A 20,878-nucleotide genomic window follows, 5' to 3' on the forward strand; every position below is an offset into this window, starting at 1 on the left:
CTTCTGCTGTCCGCGTGCACGGGCGAAGAGCCGGTTCCGGCACCGGCGCCGTCGACCACCACCACCGCCCCGAACCCGCCGACCGGCCTCACCGGGGTCGTCGCCACCGGCGGGATCGGTGTCGCGGCGCTGCTCCCCACCACCGGGCCCACGCTCTTCGACGCCGACCGCGGCCCCACGGCCACCCCGCCCGGCTACCCCGGCGGCCTGGGCGTCCTCCGGGTCGGGAAGGACGCCGTCCTGACCGCGTACCCGGCGGACGCGGACTACGACAACCCCTTCGAGGTGCTCCGGTACACCGGACCGGCGACTCCACCGCGTTCCCTCGGCCGCGCCTGGTCGGTGGCGCCCGGCGCCGACGGCCGGAGCGTGTGGCTGGTCCGGCAGGACGCGCCAGACGACTGCCGTCTCCAGCACGTCTCACTCTCCGGTGCCGAGCTCGGCCACGGCCGGTCCGCCAGCTGCCGCACCGGCGTCCGGGCCGAAACCCGGCACGGCCTGCTGATCACCATCAACGCCGGCTCCGCCGAGTCGACGGACGCGCTGATCGACCCGGAGACGGGCCGCACCGTCCGCCAGCACCCGCGGATCCTCGGCGCCGCCGGCGACTGGCTGCTGCTCGACGGCTTCACCGACCTCAGCCTGCTCGACCTGCGCGACGGCAGCCGCAAGCCGCTCACCCGGCCGGTGACCAGCGGCCCGCCGATCGTCGTTCCGTCGCGGGAGGGCCAAGTCTTCGCGGTCGACTTCGTCGACCCGTCGTACCGCGGTCCGCTGCAGACGAGGGACATCTGGCTGCTCCGCCCGGACACCCAGACCTGGGAGCACGCGCCCGGGATGCCGTTCATCACCGACCACCTGAAGTCGGCGGGCGGGATCGACTGGAGCGACGCCGGTGACCTCGTCCTCGCCGACGGCGTCCTCGCGGCCTGGCACCCGGGTGAACCGCGGTGGCGCCTGGGCAACGCCGTCCTGCCGGCCGGTCAGTGGAACGGCATCGCGGTCATCCCCTGAGGGTCACTCCTCGTCGAGGCCGTGTTCGATCGCGTACCGGGCCAGCTCGACGCGGTTGTGCAGCTGCAGCTTCCGCAGCGTCGACTGCACGTGGTTCTCCACCGTGCGGTGCGACAGCACGAGCCGCTCGGCGATCTGCCGCGCCGTCAGCCCCTTCGCGACCAGGCGCAGGACGTCGGTCTCGCGCTCGGTGAGCCGGGGCGGCTCCGCGCCTTCGGCGGGCGCGTCGGCCATCCGCCGGTACTCGCCGAGCACCAGCCCGGCCAGGCCCGCGGTGAACACCGGGTCGCCGGCGGCCGTGCGGTGGACGGCGTCCACCAGCTCCGCCGCGGACGCCGACTTCACCAGGTAGCCGGACGCGCCGGCCTTCACCGCCTCCAGGACGTCCTTGTGCTCGCCGCTGGCCGACAGCACCAGCACCTTCGTCGACGGCAGCGCCGCGGTGATCTCCCGGGTGGCGTCCACGCCGGACGTGCCACCGAGGTTGAGGTCCATCAGCACGACGTCCGGCCGGACGGTGCGCGCGATGCGCAGCGCCGCGTCGGCGTCCGGTGCGGTCGCCCGCACGTCGAAGCCGTGCTCGGTCAGGTCGCGGGCCACCCCGTCGCGCCAGATCGGGTGGTCGTCGACCACCATCACCGAAACCCGCGGCTCGTCGCTCATCTCGCACCCCTCGTGCTCGGCACCCTGACCTCCCACTCCGTGCCCCGGCCGGGCCCGGTGTCGAGGGTCGCGCTCCCGCCGAGGTCGCGGACCCTCCCCCGGATGGATTCCACCACGCCGAGGTGCCCGTCCGCGGCCGCTCGCTCGAGGACGCCGTCCGCGATGCCGGGGCCGTCGTCGCGGATGCTCACCACGACCTCGTCGCCGAGGTCCTCCAACAGCACCCAAGCGTGCGCCTCGGGCCCCGCGTGCTTCTCGACGTTCGCCAGCGCTTCGCGGGTCACGGCGACCAGTTCGCCGGTGACGTGCGCCGGCAGCTCGACGTCGTCCGCCGGGGTGGAGACCTGCACCGACGGCGTCGCGAGCAGCTGCAACGCGGCGCGCAGGCTCGTCGTGCCGCTGTCGTTCGGCTTCAGCGGCTCGGTCGTCACCAGCGAACGCAGCGCGATCTCCTGTTCGCCCGCCAGCCGGGCCAGCTCCGCGGCTTCGCCGCCGACCTCGTTGCCGCGCTTGCGGACCCGCGCGAGCACCTGCAGCACGCTGTCGTGGATCGACCGGGCCAGCCGTTCCCGCTCGGCCGTCGCGGCTTCCTTGCGCAGCGCCTGCTCCAGCCGCGCCGCGGACCGGCGGCCCATCGTCGCGGCCATGCCGACCAGCAGCCCGGCGGCGGCGAGCAGGACGCCGTCGCGGGCGACGTCGAGGTCGAACTTCTCCCGCGCCAGCCCGGTCGCCACGCCGAGGACGAGCCCGGCGAGCACTCCGCCGGCCGCGCCGAACCGCGCGCCGGCGGCGACCGCCGGGACGGCCGCCCAGACCGTGGTGATGAGCGGGACGTTGAGCGCGAACTGCGCGTCGCTGAGCACCCACGGCGAGGTCAGCAGCAGGGCGGTGGTGAACACGAGGTCGGCGACGACCAGCCACGGCGGCCGCGTCCGCTCGCGGAGGTAGAGGAACCCGCTCACGACGGACCACACGGCCATCACGCCGAGGATCGCCCACGCCAGCCACTCACGCTGGTAGTGACCACTTTGGACGATCACGGTGCCGCAGGCGAACGCCCAGGTGAGGACGCGGAACGCGATCACGCCGCGCCACATCGGCGTGATCGGGTCGGGCGTCCGTCGAACGGTCATTCCTCTTCGCCGCGCGTCGGCACTTCCGCGGTCGTGGACCCGGGCTCGGCGTCGTTGGGCTGCGCGGCCTGGTCCTTGAGGACGTTCACCTCGGCCGGGTCGGGGTTGGTCTCGTGCAGGAGCGACCGGACCCCGGCGTTCAGCACGGCCAGCAGCGGGACGGCCAGCAGCGCACCGGCGATCCCGGCGGTGACCAGGCCCGCGGTGATGGCTAGGACGACGGCGAGCGGGTGCAGCTTCACCGCGCGGCCCAGCAGGAGCGGCTGCAGCACGTGGCTCTCCAGCTGCATCACGCCGATCACGATGGCCAGCACGATCACCGCGCCGATGAAGCCGTTGGTCACCAGGGCGATCAGCACCGCGACGCCGCCGGTGATGACCGCGCCGATGATCGGGATGAAGGCGCCGATGAACACCAGCGTGGCCAGCGGGATGACCAGCGGCACGCCCATGATCCACAGCCCGACGCCGATGCCGACGGCGTCGACGACGGCCACCGCGGCGGTCGCCCGCACGTAGCTGACCAGCGACGCGAACCCGCGCCGCCCGGCGACGTCGACGCGGTTGCGGACCCGTCCGGGCACGGCGCGGACCAGGAACGTCCAGATCCCCTCGCCGCCGCTGAGGAAGAAGATCGTGATGAAGAGCGTCAGCAGGAACCCGGTGAGGATCTCGCCGACGGTGCTCGCCGTCGTCAGCGCGGTTGTCGTGATCGACGCCTGGTTGTTCTGGATGAACCCGATCGCCTGGTTGATGAAGTCCTGGATCTGCTCCTGGCGCAGGTGCGGCGGCCCGTTGAGCAGCCAGTTCTTGATCTGGTCGAGGCTGTCGTTCAGCTGTTTCTGCAGCTGGGGCAGTCCGGAGGAGAACTGCGTGACGACGAACGTCAGCAGCCCGCCCAGCACGGCCAGCCCGGCGATCAGCACGATCGCCGTCGCCAGCCCCCGCGGGAACCGGACCGCGACGAGCTTCTGCACCGCCGGCGCGAGCAGCGCGGACAGCAGCAGGGCGATGGACAGCGGGATGATGACGACGGACAGGTAGCCGATCACCCACACCACGGCGTACAGGGCGGCCGCCACGACGATGAACCGCCACGCGAGCGCCGCGCTGATGCGCAGGCCCCGGGGGATCAGCCCGGTGACGTCCTCGTGCTCCGGCAGGAACGGGTCTTCGCGTCGCGCGTGGCTCACGGGCTCACCGTAGCGGCTGGACCGCCCGATTCGGCCGCTTTCCCGCGGCCGCGTCCGACACGCTTGACGGCCAGCGGTGATCACCCATCGTCAAAGCGGGCCACACACTGTGTTCTTCACACGATGGGGGCATCAAGTCGTGTCGAGGGTGCGCCGCGCGCCGCGAATTTGGTTAGGTCGCTTCCGCAACGACAACTTCGTCCGTTGATCACGAACCAAGCACGAGGAGACAACGAGTGGCGAACACCGCGACGAACGAGGGGCAGGGCGCGAAGCGCGCCGGCCGTCTCGTGTCGCGGGCGCTGCTCGTCCTCGGCGGCGCGGTGGCGGGCACCGCCGCCGCGTGGCTGTTCTCCGCCGCGGCCGCGTCCGCCGACACGGTCGAGGTCGGCACCCCGTCCGTCACCCCGGTCTCCGACGCGACCGCCGGCAGCCTCGGCGACGTGAACCACGGTGCCGCCCACTTCACGGGTGACGTCGCCGGCGGTGTCGCCGAAGCGGCCTGCCACCAGGAAGCCACCACGTGGAGCGAGCCGCAGCGTCCCTGCGGCCCCACCAACACCCGCGTCCTCGAGCACGAGGTCTCCGAGCGCGTCAGCGACTCGGTGTCGGACCTCTCCGACGACGCGGTGCTGAGCCCGGTGGAGCGCACCCTCGGCTCGTTCGAGCACATCGCCCGCAAGCCGGAGGACACCCGCCAGGTCCTCGAGCAGACCTTCACCCCCGAGCCGGCCACGGACTTCGGCCGCCAGGTGTGGCAGCTGCTCGACCCGGCCGGCCGCGGCGACCTGGTCCCGCTCCCCGGCCTGCAGGGGAGCACCCCGGCCGGGCACGTGCCGGTGACCCCCGGCGCCGGCCAGCCGGCCGGTTCGGTCGCCATCACGACCGTCCAGCTTCCCGCCTCGTCGCGAGCCGCGCTCGCGACGCCGACGGGCTCGCACGACAACGACGGCACCGGTGCCGCGGACAAGTTCCGCAACGGGCACCGTGATCTGCCGTCGCCGCTGGCCCCGGCGCAGCTTCCGGTCGCGCCGGCCGTCCCCACCGCCCCGGGTGGCACCACGGCCCCCGGTGGACACCTCGACGGCCTCAACTTCGGCGTCCCCTTCTGGACGACCGAAGCCGTCGACACCGCCGTCGCGGCGATGAGCCGCGCCGGCCTGCGCCAGACGGCGCGCACCCCGGGCGAGCAGCCCGGTGTCACTCCTGACTGAACACCTCCCTTCACGGGTCGCTGACGCGCCCAAGCCCGTCTTCATCTGACGGCGCCTGCGTCCGCGCAATACCCGTGACACGGCGGTGCGCTTTTTCGCGCCCGCATGAAGTTCCTTCCCTCTCGGTGCGGCTCGGACGCCATCCCCGTTTCGACGAGCGCACCCCCATAAGCCCGCAAGGGAACCCGAAATAAAGGAGAAAAACCCCATGCAGACGTGGGCAAAGCGCGGACTCCAGACCGCGCTGGTCACGGGTGGGTTGCTGATGCTGGGTACCGGCATCGCTTCGGCTGACGAGAACGTCAACCCCGACACCCCGGCCTCCCCGCTCGACCTGAACGTGACGGCTCCGATCCAGGAAGCCAACAACGCGGTCGGCACCCCCTTCGGCCAGCTGGACCTGCCCGCCGGGCAGACGGAGCTGAGCACGAAGCCGGCCACCCAGGCCGCCAACGAGGCCGCGAAGCAGTTCGACGACGCGAGCCCGATCAGCAACAGCACCCTCGGGGGCAAGTTCACCCCGAGCCACAACAACCTCAAGGGCAACAAGGTCGCGGGTGACGTCGTCGTCCCGATCCAGATCGTGGACAACGCGATCGGCGTGCTCGGCGACGCGAACGTCCAGGGCGGCAACCACTCGCAGACCTGGAGCCACGACCAGGACGTCGCGACCACGGGCAAAGACTCCAGCCTCGCGGGCAACGCCGTTGTCCTCGACTGGGCGCTCCCCGTCCAGATCGCCGGGAACGGCGGCGGCCTCGCCGGCGGCACCGGCCGCGTGACCGGTGGGTCCGCCAGCCAGAGCACCACCGAGACCGGTGACGTCGACACCAACGGCGACGGCTCGGCCCTCTCCGGCAACGTGGTGGCGGGCCAGTTCGCCACCCCGGTGCAGGTGACCGGCAACGCCGCTTCGTACCTGCTCGGCAACGGGCAGAGCCACGACTACTCGGCCGACACCGTCGCGACCTCCGGCGGCTCGCTCCTGAGCTCCGGCGACAACGGCTCCGGATCGGGCAACGTGGTCGGCGCGCCGATCGCCCTGCCGGTCAAGTTCAACTGCAACTCCGGTGCGGTGTGGGGCTCGCTGTCGAACTCCGACGGCTGCAACACCTCCGCCGACGCCACGGCCGGGGCCACCCGCAAGGGCAGCCTCAACATCCCGACCTACCTCGAGACCAGCGGCGACGACTCGTTCCTGTCGGGCAACGGCGGCGCGGTCGCGCTGTCCCCGATCGCGAACGTCGCGGGCGTCGCGGGCTCCTGGATCGGCAACGCCTCGGCGGGCCTCCCCGAAACCGGCAGCTCCTCCAGCGCTGTCGACTCGGGTGGCTTCGTCAAGACCGCCGGTGACAACTCGAGCGGGTCGGGCAACGTCCTGAACCCGTCGCTCGCGCTCCCGGTCGAGGCCTTCGGCATCGGTGGCACCTACATCGGCCAGGCGAACGCCGCGCACGACAACACGACCGACGCCAACGCCGGCGACGGCAGCTACACCAAGGGCAACGAGTCCTTCATCGGTGGCAACATCGTCAACACCCAGACCGCGGGCGCGCCCGAGGTCTACGGCATCGGCGGCAGCCACATCGGCAACGCCTCCGGCACCTCGACCGAGGACAAGACGGTCACTGCCGGGAACTACGACGGCACGCAGGGCGACGACTCGTCCGGCTCGGGCAACGTCGTCCAGGTGCCGGTGGCCGTGCCCGCCGAGGTCTTCGGCATCGGCGGCTCGTTCATCGGCCAGGGCCACGGCTCGGCCGACGAGACCAAGGACGTCCACGGCGGCGGCGGTGGCAGCACCCACGACGACAACGGCTTCCTGAGCTCGAACCTGGGCACGGTGCCGGCGTCGCTGCCGGTGCAGGTCGCCAACATCGGCGGTGCGTTCATCGGCCAGGGCCACGGCAAGGGCTCGACCGACACGACGTCCGAGGCGGGCGGCGACGTCACGGCGAACGGCCCGGCCGGCGCCGGCGCGGGCAACATCATCGAGGCCCCGGTCGCGCTGCCCGTGCAGGCGATGGGCGTCGGTGGCGCGCTCGCCGGCATCGGCACCGGTGAGAACGACAACATCACCGACGCCTCGGCGGGCGGCGACGCCCTGACCGACGGCCAGGACGGTGCGCTCACCGGCAACATCGTGAAGGCCCCGATCGCGGGGGCCGGCACGGTCTTCGGCGACGGGATCGCCGGGGTCGGGCTGGGCCACGGCGTCGGCACCAACGACGTCATGTCGCAGGCCGGTGGCGACGCCGCCACCAACGGTGACGGCGGCAGCGTGGCGGGCAACATCGTCGGCGTCGACCCGCTGCCGGTGGTGCAGGTCTTCGGCGACGCCGTCAGCGCGCTGGGTGTCGCCCACGGCACCGGGATCAACACGACGTCCGTGAAGAACGCGGGCGACGACACCACCTCGGGTGTCGAGGGTGCCCTTTCCGGCAACATCCTCGACCTGCCGGTGACCGCGATCGCGCAGCTCTTCGGCGACGCGGTGACGGTCGGCGGTGTCGCGCACGCCATCGGCGACAACACGCTGACCACGAACAACGGTGGCGAAGCCGTCACCGTCGGCGACGGGTCCAGCCTGTCGGGCTACAACCTCTACCACGCGTTCGCGCTTCCGGTGCAGATCTTCGGGGTGCCCCTCGAGCTGCTCGGGGTCGCCATCGCGGACGCGACGGACACGACCAGCATCGACGAGGCCGAGGACGCCATCGCGTTCCCGGTCGAGGGTTCGGAGCTGGCGGCCGACGAGCTGCCCTCGCTGGCCGCGCTCCGCAGTGGCCTGCCGACCGCCGCGCTGCCCACCCAGGGCCTGCCCTCGCTGGACGGCCTGACCGGTCTGCTGCCGGCCGCCAGCCTGCCCACCCAGGGTCTGCCGTCGGTGGAGGGCCTGACCGGCGAGCTGCCGGTCGCGGGTCTGCCCACCCAGGGTCTGCCGTCGGTGGAGGGCCTGACCGGCGAGCTGCCGGTCGCGGGTCTGCCCACCCAGGGTCTGCCGTCGGTGGAGGGTCTGACCAGCAAGCTGCCGGTCGCCGGGCTGCCCACCCAGGGCCTGACCAGTGAGCTGCCGGTCGCCGGGCTGCCCACCCAGGGCCTGACCAGCAAGCTGCCGACCGCCGGTCTGCCCACCCAGGGCCTGCCCTCGGTGGACGGGCTGACCAGCAAGCTGCCGACCGCCGGGCTGGCCGCCGAGGGTCTCCCCTCGCTGCCGGTCGCGCTGCCGGCCACCGCTCCGGTGAGCGTCCAGCGCGCCGACGTGCCGTCGGCGGGCAACCCGCTGTCCGGGCTGACGAAGCTGGCGCAGCTGCCGGCCGCGGGTGGCCTGTCCGGCACCCCGGCGCTGCCGAAGCCGACCCTGCCCTCCGCCTCGGCCGTGCCCGCGGTGACCGGCCTGTCGGCGCTGGGCGGTGCCCTGCCCGGGCACGGCACCCAGCGTGCGGACCTGCCGACCGCCGGCTTGCCCGTCGCGGCGCCGGCCCTGCCGGCCCTGAACGGTGGCCTCCCGGCTCTGCCGGTCGCGCTGCCGGCGACCCCGGCGCTGCCGACCGCGCTGCCGGCCGCGCCGACCGCGCTGCCGACGACGCTGCCGGTCACCCCGGCGCTGCCGACCACCGCGGCCCTGCCGGTGAAGGCGAAGCTGCCGGTGCTGGACAGCGCGGCCCCGGCCGCGCAGGTCCCGGCGATGTCGGGCCTCGACTCCACCGGCTTCCTCGCGAAGCTGATGGGTCTGGTCAAGCGCAAGTAGTAGTGCGGTGAAGCCGGCGGGTTCCCCGGAACCCGGGGAACCCGTCCGGCCCACAGACGCCGCTGTCGCGGCGGCAGGCGTTCCACCGCGCCGCGAGGGCAACCTCGCACGGAGCGCCCCGGCGACGCGACCGCGGATGCGGGATCAGCCCGCGAACACCGAATAGCTCTCCTTCCCTGGAGACGACGAGCCCCAGGAGCCAGTGTCGGCTCCTGGGGCTCGCTCGCGTTTCCGGGAAGATCAGGTGAACTGCAGGGACCGCTTCGCCAGGCCGTGCCAGAAGCCGTCGATCACCGTGCGGCCGGATCCTTCGTCCGAACTGGCGCCGAGGGAGACGAACAGCGGCGCGAAGTGCTCGATCCGCGGGTGCGCGAGCGTCGCCGCCGGGGCCTTCTGCCGGAAGTCGAGCAGCGTGTCGACGTCACCGCTGCGCAGCACCTCGTCACCCCAGTGGTCGAACTCCGCCGACCACGCCGGCGGCGTCCCGTCGGTCGCCCGGGCCATGCCGCTCAGGTTGTGCGTGAAGAACCCGCTGCCGATGATCAGCACGCCTTCGTCGCGCAACGGCGCGAGCTTGCGGCCCAGGTCGAACAGCTCCTGCGGGTCGAGCGACGGCATCGAAACCTGCAGCACCGGGACGTCGGCGTCCGGGTACATCTCGACCAGCGGCACGTAGGCGCCGTGGTCGAGGCCGCGCTCCGGCGCGTCGTGGACCGGCTCGCTTTTAATGGGCGCAGTGGTCGAGCGGAGCAGCTTGCGCACCTTCTCCGCCAGCTCCGGCGCGCCCGGCGCGTCGTACCGCACCTGGTAGTAGCGCTCGGGGAAGCCCCAGAAGTCGTACACGAGTGGCACGGTTGTCGTGGCCGCGATGGTCAGCGGCGCGGCCTCCCAGTGCGCCGACACCACCAGGATCGCGCGCGGCTTCGGCAGGTCGGCGGACCAGCCGGCGAGCTCGCGGGTCCACGTGGCGTCGTCGGCGAGCGGCGGGGCGCCATGGCTGAGGTAGAGGACCGGGGTGCGGGTCATCGACGACTCCAGTGATTGAAAGTTCAACTAATGGAGTCTTTGACGCCGCCGGGGGCCGGGATATTCCTCAGGCGGTTTCGAGGTTCGCCGCGCACCGCTCCAGCGTGCGGAGCGTGGTCCGGTAGTCGTCCTCGCTGATGCCGTCGATCGCCGACGCGCGGAAGGCTTTGATGCGCTCTTCGACCCGCGCGTGCGCTACGCGGCCTTCGTTGGTCAGGGCGATTTCGCCTTCGGTGACCCAGCCGCGCTCGCGGAGGTCGGCGACCTTCGGCGCCATCGAGCCTTCGGCGACGACGAACGGAGCCATGGTCGAGTCGACGTCCTCCGGCGTGCGGGCGCCGAGGGCGATCGTGTTGAGTACCTGCCAGTGCCGGCGGGTCAGCGATTCTGCCTCGAGGGCCTGGGCCATGGAGGATTCGAGAAGCTCGTGGACGTGGCGAAGCCACCAGCCGAGGGGTTTCACGGGAACTCCAAGATGTCGATGAGCAACTACATGTAAAAGTACATGTAGTTGGGAGGTGGAGCAACCATGACGGACGCGGTGGCCGACGTCGAGCGCGCGATGATCGCGATCCGCCGCAGCCAGCAGCGGCGGGCCCTGAGCCGGATCGGCAAGGCCCGCGGCCGCGGCGCGCACGACCCGGTGCACGAGCTGCTCGACGTCGTCGAAGAGCTCGCCGAGCGCGGCGAGCCCAGCACGGTGACGGCCTTGAGCGCGGCGATGGGCGTCGACCAGCCGCGCGCCAGCCGGCTCGTGGCACGCGCGGTCGAGCAGGGCCTGCTCCGCCGCGAAGCCGACCAACGCGACGGACGGCGCGCGGTGCTCGTGCCGACCGAAGCCGGCCAGGCGCACCTCGACGAGATGCACGCCTTCCGCCGCGCGGTGTTCGCGGAGGTGATGGCGGACTGGCCCGACGAGGACCGCGTCACCTTCGGCCGGCTGCTCACCGCGTTCATCCGCGGCTACAGCGCCCTCGGCTAGTCGTGCGAGAGGTCCACGAACCGGCTGTAGTGCAGCTGGTGTGCGACGGTGATGGTCGCCGTCGGTCCGGCACGGTGCTTCGCGATGATCAGGTCCGCCTCGCCCGCGCGCGGGTCGTCCCGCTCCCAGGCGTCGGGGCGGTTGACCAGGATGACGAGGTCGGCGTCCTGCTCCAGTGAGCCGGACTCACGCAGGTCGGACAGCATCGGGCGCTTGTCGGTCCGCTGCTCGGGACCACGGTTCAGCTGGCTGATCGCGATCACCGGGACCTCGATCTCCTTCGCCAGCAGCTTCATCTGCCGCGAGAACTCCGAGACTTCCTGCTGCCGCGACTCGACGCGCTTGCCGGACGTCATCAGCTGGAGGTAGTCGAGGACGACGAGCTTGAGGTCGTGCCGCTGCTTCAGCCGCCGGGCCTTGGCGCGGATCTCCATCATCGTCATGTTCGGCGAGTCGTCGACGAACAGCGGCGCCTCGGACACCTCGCTCATCCGGCGGGCCAGGCGCGTCCAGTCGTCGTCGGACATCTTGCCACCGCGCATGTCGGCGAGGCGGATCTTCGCCTCGGCCGAGAGCATGCGCATGACGATCTCGGTGCGGCTCATTTCCAGGGAGAAGATGACGCTGGTCAGGCCGTGCCGGATCGACGCCGACCGCGCGAAGTCCAGGCCCAGCGTCGACTTGCCGACACCGGGACGGGCCGCGACGATGATCATCTGGCCGGGGTGCAGGCCGTTGGTCAGCTCGTCGAAGTCCGCGAACCCGGTCGGGATGCCCTGGGACTGGCCGCCGCGCGAGGCGATCGCGTCGATCTCGTCCATCGTCGGCTGCAGCAGTTCTTCCAGCGCGACGTAGTCCTCGCTGGTCCGCCGCTCGGTGACGTCGTAGATCGCGGCCTGCGCGCGGTCGACGACCTCGTCGATGTTCGCGCCGTCCGCGGCCGCGGCGCCGTAGCCGTACTGCACGATGCGGGTGCCCGCCTCGACGAGCCGGCGCAGCACTGCCTTCTCCGCGACGATTTCCGCGTAGTAGCCGGCGTTCGCCGCGGTCGGCACCGTCGCGATCAGCGTGTGCAGGTAGGGCGCGCCGCCGACACGGGCCAGCTCCCCGCGCCGCTCCAGCTCCGCCGACACCGTGATCGGGTCGGCGGGCTCGCCGCGGCCGTAGAGGTCGAGGACGCAGTCGTAGATCGCCTGGTGCGCCGGCTTGTAGAAGTCGTCGGGGCCGAGCGCTTCGATGACGTCGGCGACCGCGTCCTTGGACAGCAGCATGCCGCCGAGCACGGACTGCTCGGCCGCGATGTCCTGCGGTGGCTGGCGGTCGAACCCGCCGGAGCCGGGGTCGCTCGGACCCGGGTCGGACTCCGCGTACATCGGACTGCGGTTGTCGGTCAGCGCCACCGCCCCGGACACCTCCTCATCGTGTCGAACACCCGTTCGAGTATGCCGGATCTTCGCTCTCGAAGCACGCGGCCCGGCCCGCGTTCCCGTCTCCTGGTCCTCGTGCCCTGATGATCGGCGAGAACGCCGTCCGGCTCTTGGAGGCACGCCGGGCACCACCGTGAGTACAGGCCCGAGCGGGCACGCTAGATCCCCCGGAAGGCCGATGGCAATTCAGGATGGGGACCCTTCTGTGGACAACCTGTGGATGAATGGGGGTAACCAGTCACAGGTGCCGCGAGAGCTGTGGACAAGTTGGGGACAAGCGTGATCGGCTTCGACGAACCTGCAGGTCAAAGGCTGTGAACAAGGTGTGGAGAACTCGCGGAAAACTCGTCCGGCGTGTCGCGCGAAGTCCGTTGTTCGGCGTGTCGTGGACCAGCTCAGGCCCATTGAGCCGCGCGACCTGTGGATGAATATCACGGAGGGTAGAGCCGTAACCCGGAGGGCTGAACGGGCGCCGGGTCAGGCCGCGGTGAGCCGGCCCTGTGCGCTGCGTAACCGGTCAGCGAGAACGCGCTGGTCGGCCGGGGTGAAGGCGATCCGGTTCTCCCCGCGCCCCGGAATCTCTTCGGTCAGCCACCGGCCTTCCGACGTATCGATGTAGTTCACCGGGCGTTCGATCCGGTGCCGCGCGCCGGTGCGGCTACGCGCTGCGACGTACAGGCTGCCACTCCCCAATCGGCGCAGCGCCAGGATCCGCCGGAGCTCCTCGACCTCCTGCGAACCCTCGGCCGGCCGGTCGCTGCGGAGCACGGCGAACCCGCCGTCTTCGCGCCGCGCGGTGCCTTCGATCTGGCTCTTCGGCACCGCGAGCGGCGTTCCGCGCCCCGGCGCCAGCTTCGGGATCTGGCCGAGGAAGTCGTCGAGCAGCTCGCCGGGCCGCGAAGATTCGAGCACGACGACGTCCAGCTCCTCGTGCTTGGCCAGCACGAACGCCTCGCCACCGGCCGTGCCGGCGAGCAGCCGGTAGCTGACCGGCTTGCCCTGGAACCCGCCGTCGATCCAGCCGTAGTACTCCAGCTGCGGCCGGGCGACGGCCTCGATCGTCGCGACGAACCCGGGGTGCATGCCGCGCGCGCCGAACAGCCCGGCCTTGGCGAGCTCGGCGTTGACGCGCTCGTCCTCGGCGCGTTGGGCCTCTTCGCTGTACCAGGTCGGCGTCTCGGACAGGACGGTGTGCGGCTCGCCGCCCCGGCGCCGGATCAGGTTGATCAGAGTGCCGGTCGTGATGGTGACCTGCCTGTCCAGCACCGCTCTTCCCCCAGTGAAGATCGAAAATCAGTGAAGATCAGCTTGTGAACCCGAAGGAGCCGGGCGCGCCCATCTTGGCACGCGCCCGGCGCTCTCGCGTGCGCTACTCGCCGATGACCGGCGGTGCGGTCAGCTCGTCGGTCCCGAAGATCTCGTTCGGGTCGTCGCCGAGCAGGTACTTCGACGTGCGTTCCTCGTCGCCGCCGCCCTGGCCCTTGGCGCCGTGGCCCATACCGCCCATGCCACCCATTCCGGTGGCGCCACCGCGGCCCGCGGCCGCGCCGCCGGCACCCATTCCGCCGCCGGCACCCATGCCGCCCCGGCCCGCGCCGGACGCGCCCGCGCCACCCGGCACGGCCGCGCCGGTCGAGCCGCCCGGCCCGAAGCCCCCGCCGCCCGGGCCGAAGCCCGCCGTCGGGTCGCCGATGCCGCCCGACCCGCCGGGGCCGAAGCCGCCGCCAGGGATCGAGAAGTCGCCCGCGCCGCCGCCGCCCGAGCCACCGGGGCCGAAGCCGCCCGCGCCCGGGATCTTCGGCGGCGTGAAGCCCGAGGAGTGGGTGCCGTCGCCGAAGTTCGGCGGGGTGTAGCTGCCGCCGGGGATCTGGGACGGGTCGTACTTCCCGCCGGGGACCTTCGACGGGTCGAAGCCCGGAACGTTGGAGCGGTCGTCGAAGCCCGGCACCTTCGACGGGTCGAAGCTGCCGCCGGGGGTGTTCGGCTGGCCGGGGAACGACGGGACGCCGCCCGGGCCGGGCATGTTCACGCCGCCCGGGCCCGTGCCGGTCCCGTTGCCGTCGCTGTCTCCCGAACCGGTGCCGTTGCCGTTTTTGTCGTCCGGCTTCTTCTTGCCGTCGTCGATGCCGATGTTCTCCTGCTGGCCCTTGAGCGCGGAGTACGTCGGCATGTTCTGGCCGTTGTCGTTGCTCGCCTTGTAGTACGTGTTGAAGGCGTCGACGTTGGCCTGGCCCTTGGTGTTGTAGTCGCGGATCGCCCGGTCGGTGTCGGTCGTCCACGGCGTGACCGCGTTGAGCAGGTTGTTCTTCGGCGGGTCCTTCGGCACCTGCTGCACCTGCGCGTGCACCGTGGTGAACGCGGTGTTCTGCTCGCCGAGGTACTTGTCGGAGTCGGTGAGCTTGGTGCCCGAATCCTCCATCCACACCCGCAGCGGGTGCGCGCCCGCGTTCTGCGCCGCTTCGGAGCCGCCGCCGGTCCAGGCGGCGTCCATCTCCTTGGCCAGGCTGTCGATCGTGCTCAGCCGCTCCTGGTACGCGCCCTTCAGGCGGCTCGCGGCCGCCTGCCCGTTCTGGATCGAGCCGGTGCCGGGACCGGTGGTGATCTTCTCCCAGATGTCGTAGCAGTCGATCTTCCGATCGCCCTGCACCGACGTGTGGTCGTCCGAATGGGTGGTCGCCATGTTGTAGGCGGCGAAGCCACCGAGGAGCACCAGTTCCAGCATCTCAGCCCACCTTCATGGTCTGGATCATCGCCTCGGCCGCCTTCAGCGCGTACGGGCACGGGTCGGTCGCCCCCGGGCCGTTCCCGATCTGCGCGAAGACCTGCACGGCCTGGGTGTCGGTCACGCCCACCAGCAGCTTGCACTGGCCCTGGGCGCGGAAGTCCTTCGTCGCGGCGTACACCGCGGGGTAGCCGGCGACGTCGGTCGGCTCCCAGTACTCGTACTGGTCCTTGCCGCCCTTGGCGTAGAGGTCGTAGATGCCCGCGAGGCCGTCGGTGTTCGGGTCGGCCGCGATGTCGACGCGGCTGCTGCGGGTTTCGTCGCTGCTGTACACCCAGGCGCAGGTCGAGCCGGCGGACGTCGTCCGCGGCGTGCCGTCCTCGACGCCGAGCGACGAGCGCTGCGAGGCCGAAAGGACGGAACAGGCGTCGGACTTGAGCTTCGCCGGGTCGAGCGGGCTGGCCACCTTCGGCGCGCCGTTGCCGCCGCCGTCGCCCGCCGCGCTGCTCGCGGTGTCGGGCGCGCTGGAGCCGGCCGGGTTGGCCGTGCCGTTGGTGGCGGTGCTGCAGCCGGCGAGGGCGAGCGCCACGAGGGCGAGCCCGGGCAGAACGAGACGGCGGTTCACGCCTGCGTCCCCGCCTTCGAGATGTCGCCGGTGTGGTCGGCGTCCGCGGCGGTGATCTTCTTCTTCGCGTCGAGCAGGGCCTGGATGTAGTTCTTCACGTATTCCTGCATCTTCTGGTTCTGCTCGAGGAACGCCTTGCCGGACGGGTTGGCGAGCTTCTCCCAGTCGCCGCTGGCGAACTCCTTGCCGGGCGCCTTCACGTCGGCCATCAGGTTGGCGTCGGCCGCGTCGTTCTGCAGGTCGGTCTGCAGGTCCTGCCACTTCTTGATGACGCCGTCGATCTTGTCGGCGTCGAACGTGAAGCCCCCTCCGCCGGACGGCGCGGACATGTTGACCTCGTTACCCATCCCGGTGCACTCCCTTCGCGTCCCGCTCCATTGTCCTACGACGACCCCGGTGTGTCCGGGGTTCCCCCGAAACGCGTGAAGGCGGGCCGCCCACCAGGGAGCGACCCGCCTTTTGCGCGACGTACTGCTTTGCTACTGCGCGGCGGCCTTGACCTCGAGCCGCACGTCGACCTTCACGTCCGGGTGCAGCCGGGCGCCGACCGAGTGCTTGCCGACGGTCTTGATGTGGTCGCGCAGCTCGATGACGCGCTTGTCGAGCAGCGGGCCACCGGCCGCCTTGATCGCGTCGACGATCTCGCCGGCGGTGATCGAACCGAAGAGCTTCTTCGAGCCCTCGGCCGCCTTGCCGGTGAGCTGGATGGCGCCGAGGCCCTCCAGCGTCGCCTTGATCTCCTTGGCGTGGTCGAGGTCGCGGATGCGACGGCTCTCCTGCGCGCGCTGGATGGTGCGCACGTTCTTCTCCGCGCCCTTGGAGGCCGCGATCGCGTAGCCCCGCGGGAGCAGGTAGTTGCGCGCGTAACCGTCCTTGACCTCGACGATGTCGCCGGGGCCGCCCAGGTTGGCCACGTCCGTGGTGAGGATGATCTTCGCCATGTCAGTGCCCTCCCTTAGCGCGCGGTCGAGGTGTAGGGCAGCAGCGCCATCTCGCGGGAGTTCTTGACCGCGATGGCGATGTCACGCTGGTGCTGGCTGCAGTTGCCGGTGACGCGACGGGCACGGATCTTGCCGCGGTCGGAGATGTACTTCCGCAGCAGGTTGGTGTCCTTGTAGTCGATCAGTTCCGGGCGGCCCTTCTTCTCGGCCTTGCAGAACACGCAGACCTTCTTCTTGGGCTTGCGAATGGGTGGCTTGGCCACTGGTTACTCCTGGGATTCCAAATCTTGTGGATGTGTACGAGATCAGAAGGGGGGCTCGTCCGAGAAGCCGCCGCCGCCACCGCTGCCGGCGGCCGGGGCGGAACCCCACGGGTCGTCGGCCGGCATTCCGCCGCCGCCGCCACCGCGGTTCCCGCCGCCACCGCCGCCGCCGAAGTCACCGCCGCCGCCGCCACCGCGGCTGACCTTGTTGACCTTGGCCGTGGCGTAGCGCAGCGAGGGCCCGATTTCGTCGACCTCGAGCTCGACGACGGTGCGCTTCTCGCCTTCCTTCGTCTCGAACGACCGCTGCTTCAGGCGGCCCTGCACGACGACGCGGGCGCCGCGGGTCAGGGACTCGGCGACGTTCTCCGCCGCCTGCCGCCAGATGTTGCAACGCAGGAACAGCGCCTCGCCGTCCTTCCACTCGCCCGACTGCTTGTCGAGCGTGCGCGGGGTGGACGCGACGGTGAAGTTCGCGACCGCCGCACCGGACGGGGTGAAGCGCAGTTCCGGGTCGGACGTCAGGTTGCCGATCACCGTGATGACGGTGTCTCCAGCCATCGGGATTCCCCTTCGGCTCAGGCCTTGGCGGCGGCGGGCTTGGCCGCGGCGCGCTTGACCTCGCGACGCATGACCTTGGTGCGGAGCACGGTCTCCTGCAGCGACAGCTGGCGGTCCAGCTCCTTCACCGCGTCCGAGGACGAGTTCAGGTCCAGCAGGGCGTAGATGCCCTCGGCGTGCTTCTTGATCTCGTACGAGAGCCGGCGACGGCCCCAGACGTCGACCTTCTCGACGCTTCCGCCCGAAGTGCGGATGACGTTGAGGAAGGTGTCCAGCGTCGGAGCGACCGTGCGCTCGTCGAGCGTGGGGTCCAGGATGACCATTACCTCGTAATGGCGTGACACAACCACTCACCTCCTATGGGCTCGCGGTCACGGACTGTCCGTGACAGGAGGGTTTGTCCAGGTAAGGCTACCTGGGGGTACCGACAGGACCGGACGGCGGGGGTCAGCTCGCGCGGCGCAGGACCCAGGTGCGCACCAGGCCGGCCGTGACGCCGGCGAGGACGATCACCGCGAGGAGCATCGGCAGCTGGACGTCGTTCGACCCCGCCGGGGCCGACAGCGACTGCGCGTTGCCGGCGTCGCGGATGTCCGCGCCCTGGCCGCTCTGGTCACCCTGGCCCGCCTGCGGCGCCGACGCGTCGCCGGGCAGGGTGCCGTTCGCCGGGTAGCGGACACCAGGGGCGACGGCCGTGCCGGCGGTCGCCGTGGGGATGCCGCCGTAGTCGCGCATCGGCGCGCTGCCGCCCGTGCCACCGGCGGTGCCGGGGTTCAGGTTGGACAGGTTGCCGGTGGTGCCACCGGGGGTGCTCCCGGTCCCGCCCTGCGCGGTGCCCGTGCCGGCCCCCGGCGCGGACGGAGTGCTCGGAGCCACGTAGTTACCGGCGAGCAGCGTGAGCCCGCAGCCTTTGGCGACGGTGCTTTCGACGCTGTTCAGCGTCTTGTTCCAGTCGAGCCCGAGGCCCCAGGTGCCGGAGTTCGCGAGCGCGGTGCGAACCGCCTTGCCGATCGCCGCGCCGGTCGCCTCGCCGCCCGCGGAATTCGGCACCTGGCCCACCGGGATCGAGTGGTTCTTGGCGATCGAATCGCCCGCCCAGCTGCCGATCGCGAGGGTTCCGGCGTTGTTCGCGCCGTTGGTGACCAAGGTCTTGACCGATGCCCCGTCGATCGCCACCAGGTCGCCCATCTGCCCGGTGACCGAGCCCGTGCAGCTGTTGCTGACGAGCGTCGTCGCGGCTGAGGCCGTGCCTGCGGAAAGGAACGCGCCGCCGGTCACGAAGGCGGCGACGGCGGTGAGGGTCAGTGCGCGGCGGGTCGTCTGCCAGGTGGGGATCTTCCGCACGAGCACTGTCCTCCGTGGGGTTATCGGGACGTCGTCCTGAACAACAGGATGAACGAGGGAGATACGTGAAAGATACTCGGCAGTCGGATCAATTCGCAGCGGCCATTCGGCGGAGCACCCAGGTGCGGACGAGGCCCGCGCTGACTCCGGAGAGTGCCAGGACCGCGATGAGCAGCGGCAGGTTCGACCCGTTCGTGAAACCGTCCGATGCGGAGGGTAGCGCTTCGGCGCGGCCCGCGGTCTGGATTCCGGAACTGCCGGCCGGCGTGCCGTCCGGACCGGTGAGGCCGTACTGCGGGGCGTAACCCGGGATCTGGCTGCCGTACCGGATCGCCGGCGACGGCGTGAACAGCCCGGCCGTCGCGAACGGGATGCCGCTGTAGTCGCGCATGGGCGCGTAGCCGGTGCCGATGCTGAACGGGAACCCGCCGAACACCGGGCTGCTCGAGAAGCCGGGCAGGAGCGGGCTGTTCGCCTCCGGGATCGGCGTGGTGCCCGCCGGGGTGCCACCCTGCGGCGCGCCACCGGTCCCCCCGGACGGCGGCTGCTGCTGGTTGCCACCCGTGCCCGTGCCCGTGCCGGGCTGCGGCGACGCCTGCTTGCTGCCACCGTTGATCGTGTTGAGACCGCCCGTTGCGGCCGAGTTGAGGCCATCAGCGCCTTGGTTGACCGCGCTCGCCAGGGGCGCTCCGACCACCGGAACCGGCGACACCACGGTGTTCACCACGTTCACCGTGACCTTGCAGACCTGGTTGAGCAGGCCGCCGACGGTGGCGGTCAGTACTGTCGTCGCCTGGCCGACGATGCCGAGGTCGATGGTCGGGATACCGAGAAGCGAGCCTTGGATGTGGTCGCCCGGCTTGGCGTCCACGGTGCTGCCGCAGGGCACGGTCTTCGTCTCGGCCGATGCCGTTCCCGGCATGCCGAGCACGGCCGAACCAGCGAGAACGAACGCGGCGGCACCGACCGCCGTGGCCCTCCGTGTCCGATCCTGCATGCTCGCCGCCCCTTGCCTCGTCGCCTCTCCCCAGAACAACGACGTTAAGGCAGACGGGTAACGCCCGCTCACTCGAGAATGTCCGGCATTCGAGTGGAAGCGGGCGTCACCCTGCGTCAGATCAGGCGGGCTGGCGGCGGATCCAGGCCCGGACGAGTGCCGCGGCGACGATCGCCAGCGCCAGCACCGCGAGCAGCATCGGCAGTTTCGCCGGCGGCGTGACACCGGGCAGGGCCTCCGCCGTGCCGGACCGCTCGGCGTCGACCGTCGGGACCTGCTGGCCGGGGATGATCTGGGCGATCACCGGTGCCTGCACCAGGCCGCCCGGCAGCAGCGCGGCGTTGGTGAAGATGCCCGAGATCGCGTCACCCGGCAGGCCCGCGTTGCCCGGACCGGTGGTGATCGGGCCGGTGCTGTTGCCCGGCGGGTTCTGCCCGGGCGGGGTGGGCGCCGGCGGGTTGGGCGCGGGCGGGTTGGGCGCGGGCGGGTTGGGTGCGGGCGGGTTCGGCCCGGGCGGTCCCGGCGGCAACGGCAGCGGCGGAGCACCGGCGTCTTCGAGGATGCCCTGTGTCGTGTTTCCGACAGCGTTGACAGTGCCCTGCGCGACCGGGCAGACGGTCTTCGCCGCGGTGTCGCCGACCACCGGCACGTCGCCGATGCCGAGCGCCTTGACGGTGTCGCCGAGCGGCAGCGTCAGCAGCGGGGCCGAGCCGTTCGTGTTCTTCGCGGTCGAGTCGAGGCCGACGGTCAGCCGGTCCGGCGAGTTCAGCGGCGCGCCCGCGTCCAGCAGGAGACCGGAGGATCCGCCGCTCTTCTGCAGCGTGGCCGAGCAGTCCCCGCCGAGGGTCGGGCTGGGCTCGGCGCTCGCCACGCCCGGTGCCGCGAGCGCGGCCGACGCGGCGATCGAGAACCCCAGTGCGGTGAGCCGGGCGACGTGCTTCCCCATCGATGCCCTCCGGCAGTCGGACCAATCTGGATCACGGAACGCGCTCACGGTACTCCACCTGCGTCACCAACAGGAC

General features: G+C 71.5%; 21 protein-coding genes. 4 read left to right on the top strand and 17 right to left on the bottom strand.

Annotation, left to right across the window (positions count from 1 at the left end; all coding sequences use genetic code 11):
* Positions 1 to 285: 285 nt before the first annotated feature.
* Positions 286 to 1,014 (top strand): hypothetical protein, encoded by a 729-nt coding sequence (locus tag ACH54P_RS29655; RefSeq protein WP_489906622.1) that lies wholly within the window; start codon positions 286 to 288, stop codon positions 1,012 to 1,014.
* Between the two features lie 3 nt (positions 1,015 to 1,017).
* On the opposite strand, the gene ACH54P_RS29660 is transcribed toward ACH54P_RS29655, so the two are convergent.
* From ACH54P_RS29660 to ACH54P_RS29670, 3 genes are read right to left on the bottom strand one after another with little or no spacing between them, the layout of a single operon-like run.
* Positions 1,018 to 1,677 (bottom strand): response regulator, encoded by a 660-nt coding sequence (locus ACH54P_RS29660; protein WP_489906623.1) that lies wholly within the window; start codon positions 1,675 to 1,677, stop codon positions 1,018 to 1,020.
* A complete protein-coding gene (gene macS, locus ACH54P_RS29665) occupies positions 1,674 to 2,810 on the bottom strand; it encodes a MacS family sensor histidine kinase (RefSeq protein WP_489906624.1) in 1,137 nt (378 codons plus the stop codon). The genes ACH54P_RS29660 and macS overlap by 4 nt, the downstream gene beginning before the upstream one ends.
* Entirely contained in the window at positions 2,807 to 4,003 is a 1,197-nt protein-coding gene (locus ACH54P_RS29670; RefSeq protein WP_489906625.1) for an AI-2E family transporter, read from the bottom strand. The genes macS and ACH54P_RS29670 overlap by 4 nt, the downstream gene beginning before the upstream one ends.
* A gap of 236 nt (positions 4,004 to 4,239) precedes the next feature.
* On the opposite strand from ACH54P_RS29670, the gene ACH54P_RS29675 reads away from it, so the two are divergent.
* Entirely contained in the window at positions 4,240 to 5,217 is a 978-nt protein-coding gene (locus ACH54P_RS29675) for a hypothetical protein (protein WP_489906626.1), read from the top strand.
* A 208-nt stretch (positions 5,218 to 5,425) separates the two neighbouring features.
* The gene (locus ACH54P_RS29680) at positions 5,426 to 8,968 is read left to right on the top strand and encodes a beta strand repeat-containing protein (protein WP_489906627.1); all 3,543 of its coding nucleotides are present in this window, start codon (positions 5,426 to 5,428) and stop codon (positions 8,966 to 8,968) included.
* A gap of 240 nt (positions 8,969 to 9,208) precedes the next feature.
* Here ACH54P_RS29680 and ACH54P_RS29685 read toward each other — a convergent pair whose 3' ends face one another.
* On the bottom strand, positions 9,209 to 9,994 hold the full coding sequence (locus tag ACH54P_RS29685) for a dioxygenase family protein (RefSeq protein ID WP_489906628.1): 786 nt from the start codon (positions 9,992 to 9,994) through the stop codon (positions 9,209 to 9,211).
* Positions 9,995 to 10,061: 67 nt separating this feature from the next.
* Positions 10,062 to 10,457, bottom strand: coding sequence for a helix-turn-helix domain-containing protein (locus ACH54P_RS29690; RefSeq protein WP_489906629.1), 396 nt, complete (start codon positions 10,455 to 10,457; stop codon positions 10,062 to 10,064).
* Between the two features lie 66 nt (positions 10,458 to 10,523).
* On the opposite strand from ACH54P_RS29690, the gene ACH54P_RS29695 reads away from it, so the two are divergent.
* Positions 10,524 to 10,976 (top strand): MarR family winged helix-turn-helix transcriptional regulator, encoded by a 453-nt coding sequence (locus tag ACH54P_RS29695; protein ID WP_489906630.1) that lies wholly within the window; start codon positions 10,524 to 10,526, stop codon positions 10,974 to 10,976.
* On the opposite strand, the gene dnaB is transcribed toward ACH54P_RS29695, so the two are convergent.
* The 12 genes from dnaB to ACH54P_RS29755 all read right to left on the bottom strand — a co-directional run bounded on the left by dnaB (position 10,973) and on the right by ACH54P_RS29755 (position 20,802).
* A complete protein-coding gene (gene dnaB, locus ACH54P_RS29700; RefSeq protein WP_489916698.1) occupies positions 10,973 to 12,376 on the bottom strand; it encodes a replicative DNA helicase in 1,404 nt (467 codons plus the stop codon). The two genes, ACH54P_RS29695 and dnaB, sit on opposite strands and share 4 nt — an antisense overlap.
* Before the next feature lie 504 nt (positions 12,377 to 12,880).
* A complete protein-coding gene (locus ACH54P_RS29705) occupies positions 12,881 to 13,669 on the bottom strand; it encodes an ESX secretion-associated protein EspG (protein WP_489906631.1) in 789 nt (262 codons plus the stop codon).
* 103 nt (positions 13,670 to 13,772) lie between these two features.
* Positions 13,773 to 15,125, bottom strand: coding sequence for a hypothetical protein (locus ACH54P_RS29710; RefSeq protein WP_489906632.1), 1,353 nt, complete (start codon positions 15,123 to 15,125; stop codon positions 13,773 to 13,775).
* A 1-nt stretch (position 15,126) separates the two neighbouring features.
* Positions 15,127 to 15,750, bottom strand: coding sequence for a DUF3558 domain-containing protein (locus ACH54P_RS29715; protein WP_489906633.1), 624 nt, complete (start codon positions 15,748 to 15,750; stop codon positions 15,127 to 15,129).
* On the bottom strand, positions 15,747 to 16,097 hold the full coding sequence (locus tag ACH54P_RS29720; protein ID WP_364377767.1) for a hypothetical protein: 351 nt from the start codon (positions 16,095 to 16,097) through the stop codon (positions 15,747 to 15,749). The genes ACH54P_RS29715 and ACH54P_RS29720 overlap by 4 nt, the downstream gene beginning before the upstream one ends.
* Before the next feature lie 132 nt (positions 16,098 to 16,229).
* Positions 16,230 to 16,691 carry a 50S ribosomal protein L9 gene (rplI, locus tag ACH54P_RS29725; protein ID WP_489906634.1) on the bottom strand — a complete coding sequence of 154 codons (462 nt, stop codon included), beginning with the start codon at positions 16,689 to 16,691 and terminating at the stop codon, positions 16,230 to 16,232.
* Between the two features lie 14 nt (positions 16,692 to 16,705).
* Entirely contained in the window at positions 16,706 to 16,954 is a 249-nt protein-coding gene (gene rpsR / locus ACH54P_RS29730; protein ID WP_003098744.1) for a 30S ribosomal protein S18, read from the bottom strand.
* Between the two features lie 42 nt (positions 16,955 to 16,996).
* Positions 16,997 to 17,515 carry a single-stranded DNA-binding protein gene (locus ACH54P_RS29735; protein WP_489906635.1) on the bottom strand — a complete coding sequence of 173 codons (519 nt, stop codon included), beginning with the start codon at positions 17,513 to 17,515 and terminating at the stop codon, positions 16,997 to 16,999.
* 17 nt (positions 17,516 to 17,532) lie between these two features.
* On the bottom strand, positions 17,533 to 17,859 hold the full coding sequence (gene rpsF, locus ACH54P_RS29740; protein ID WP_176742059.1) for a 30S ribosomal protein S6: 327 nt from the start codon (positions 17,857 to 17,859) through the stop codon (positions 17,533 to 17,535).
* Positions 17,860 to 17,962: 103 nt separating this feature from the next.
* Entirely contained in the window at positions 17,963 to 18,865 is a 903-nt protein-coding gene (locus tag ACH54P_RS29745; RefSeq protein ID WP_489906636.1) for a hypothetical protein, read from the bottom strand.
* An 82-nt stretch (positions 18,866 to 18,947) separates the two neighbouring features.
* Positions 18,948 to 19,856, bottom strand: coding sequence for a hypothetical protein (locus tag ACH54P_RS29750; RefSeq protein ID WP_489916700.1), 909 nt, complete (start codon positions 19,854 to 19,856; stop codon positions 18,948 to 18,950).
* 121 nt (positions 19,857 to 19,977) lie between these two features.
* Positions 19,978 to 20,802 carry a hypothetical protein gene (locus ACH54P_RS29755; protein WP_489906637.1) on the bottom strand — a complete coding sequence of 275 codons (825 nt, stop codon included), beginning with the start codon at positions 20,800 to 20,802 and terminating at the stop codon, positions 19,978 to 19,980.
* Positions 20,803 to 20,878 lie beyond the last annotated feature (76 nt).

This window comes from Amycolatopsis sp. N2S4-7 (assembly GCF_058119595.1).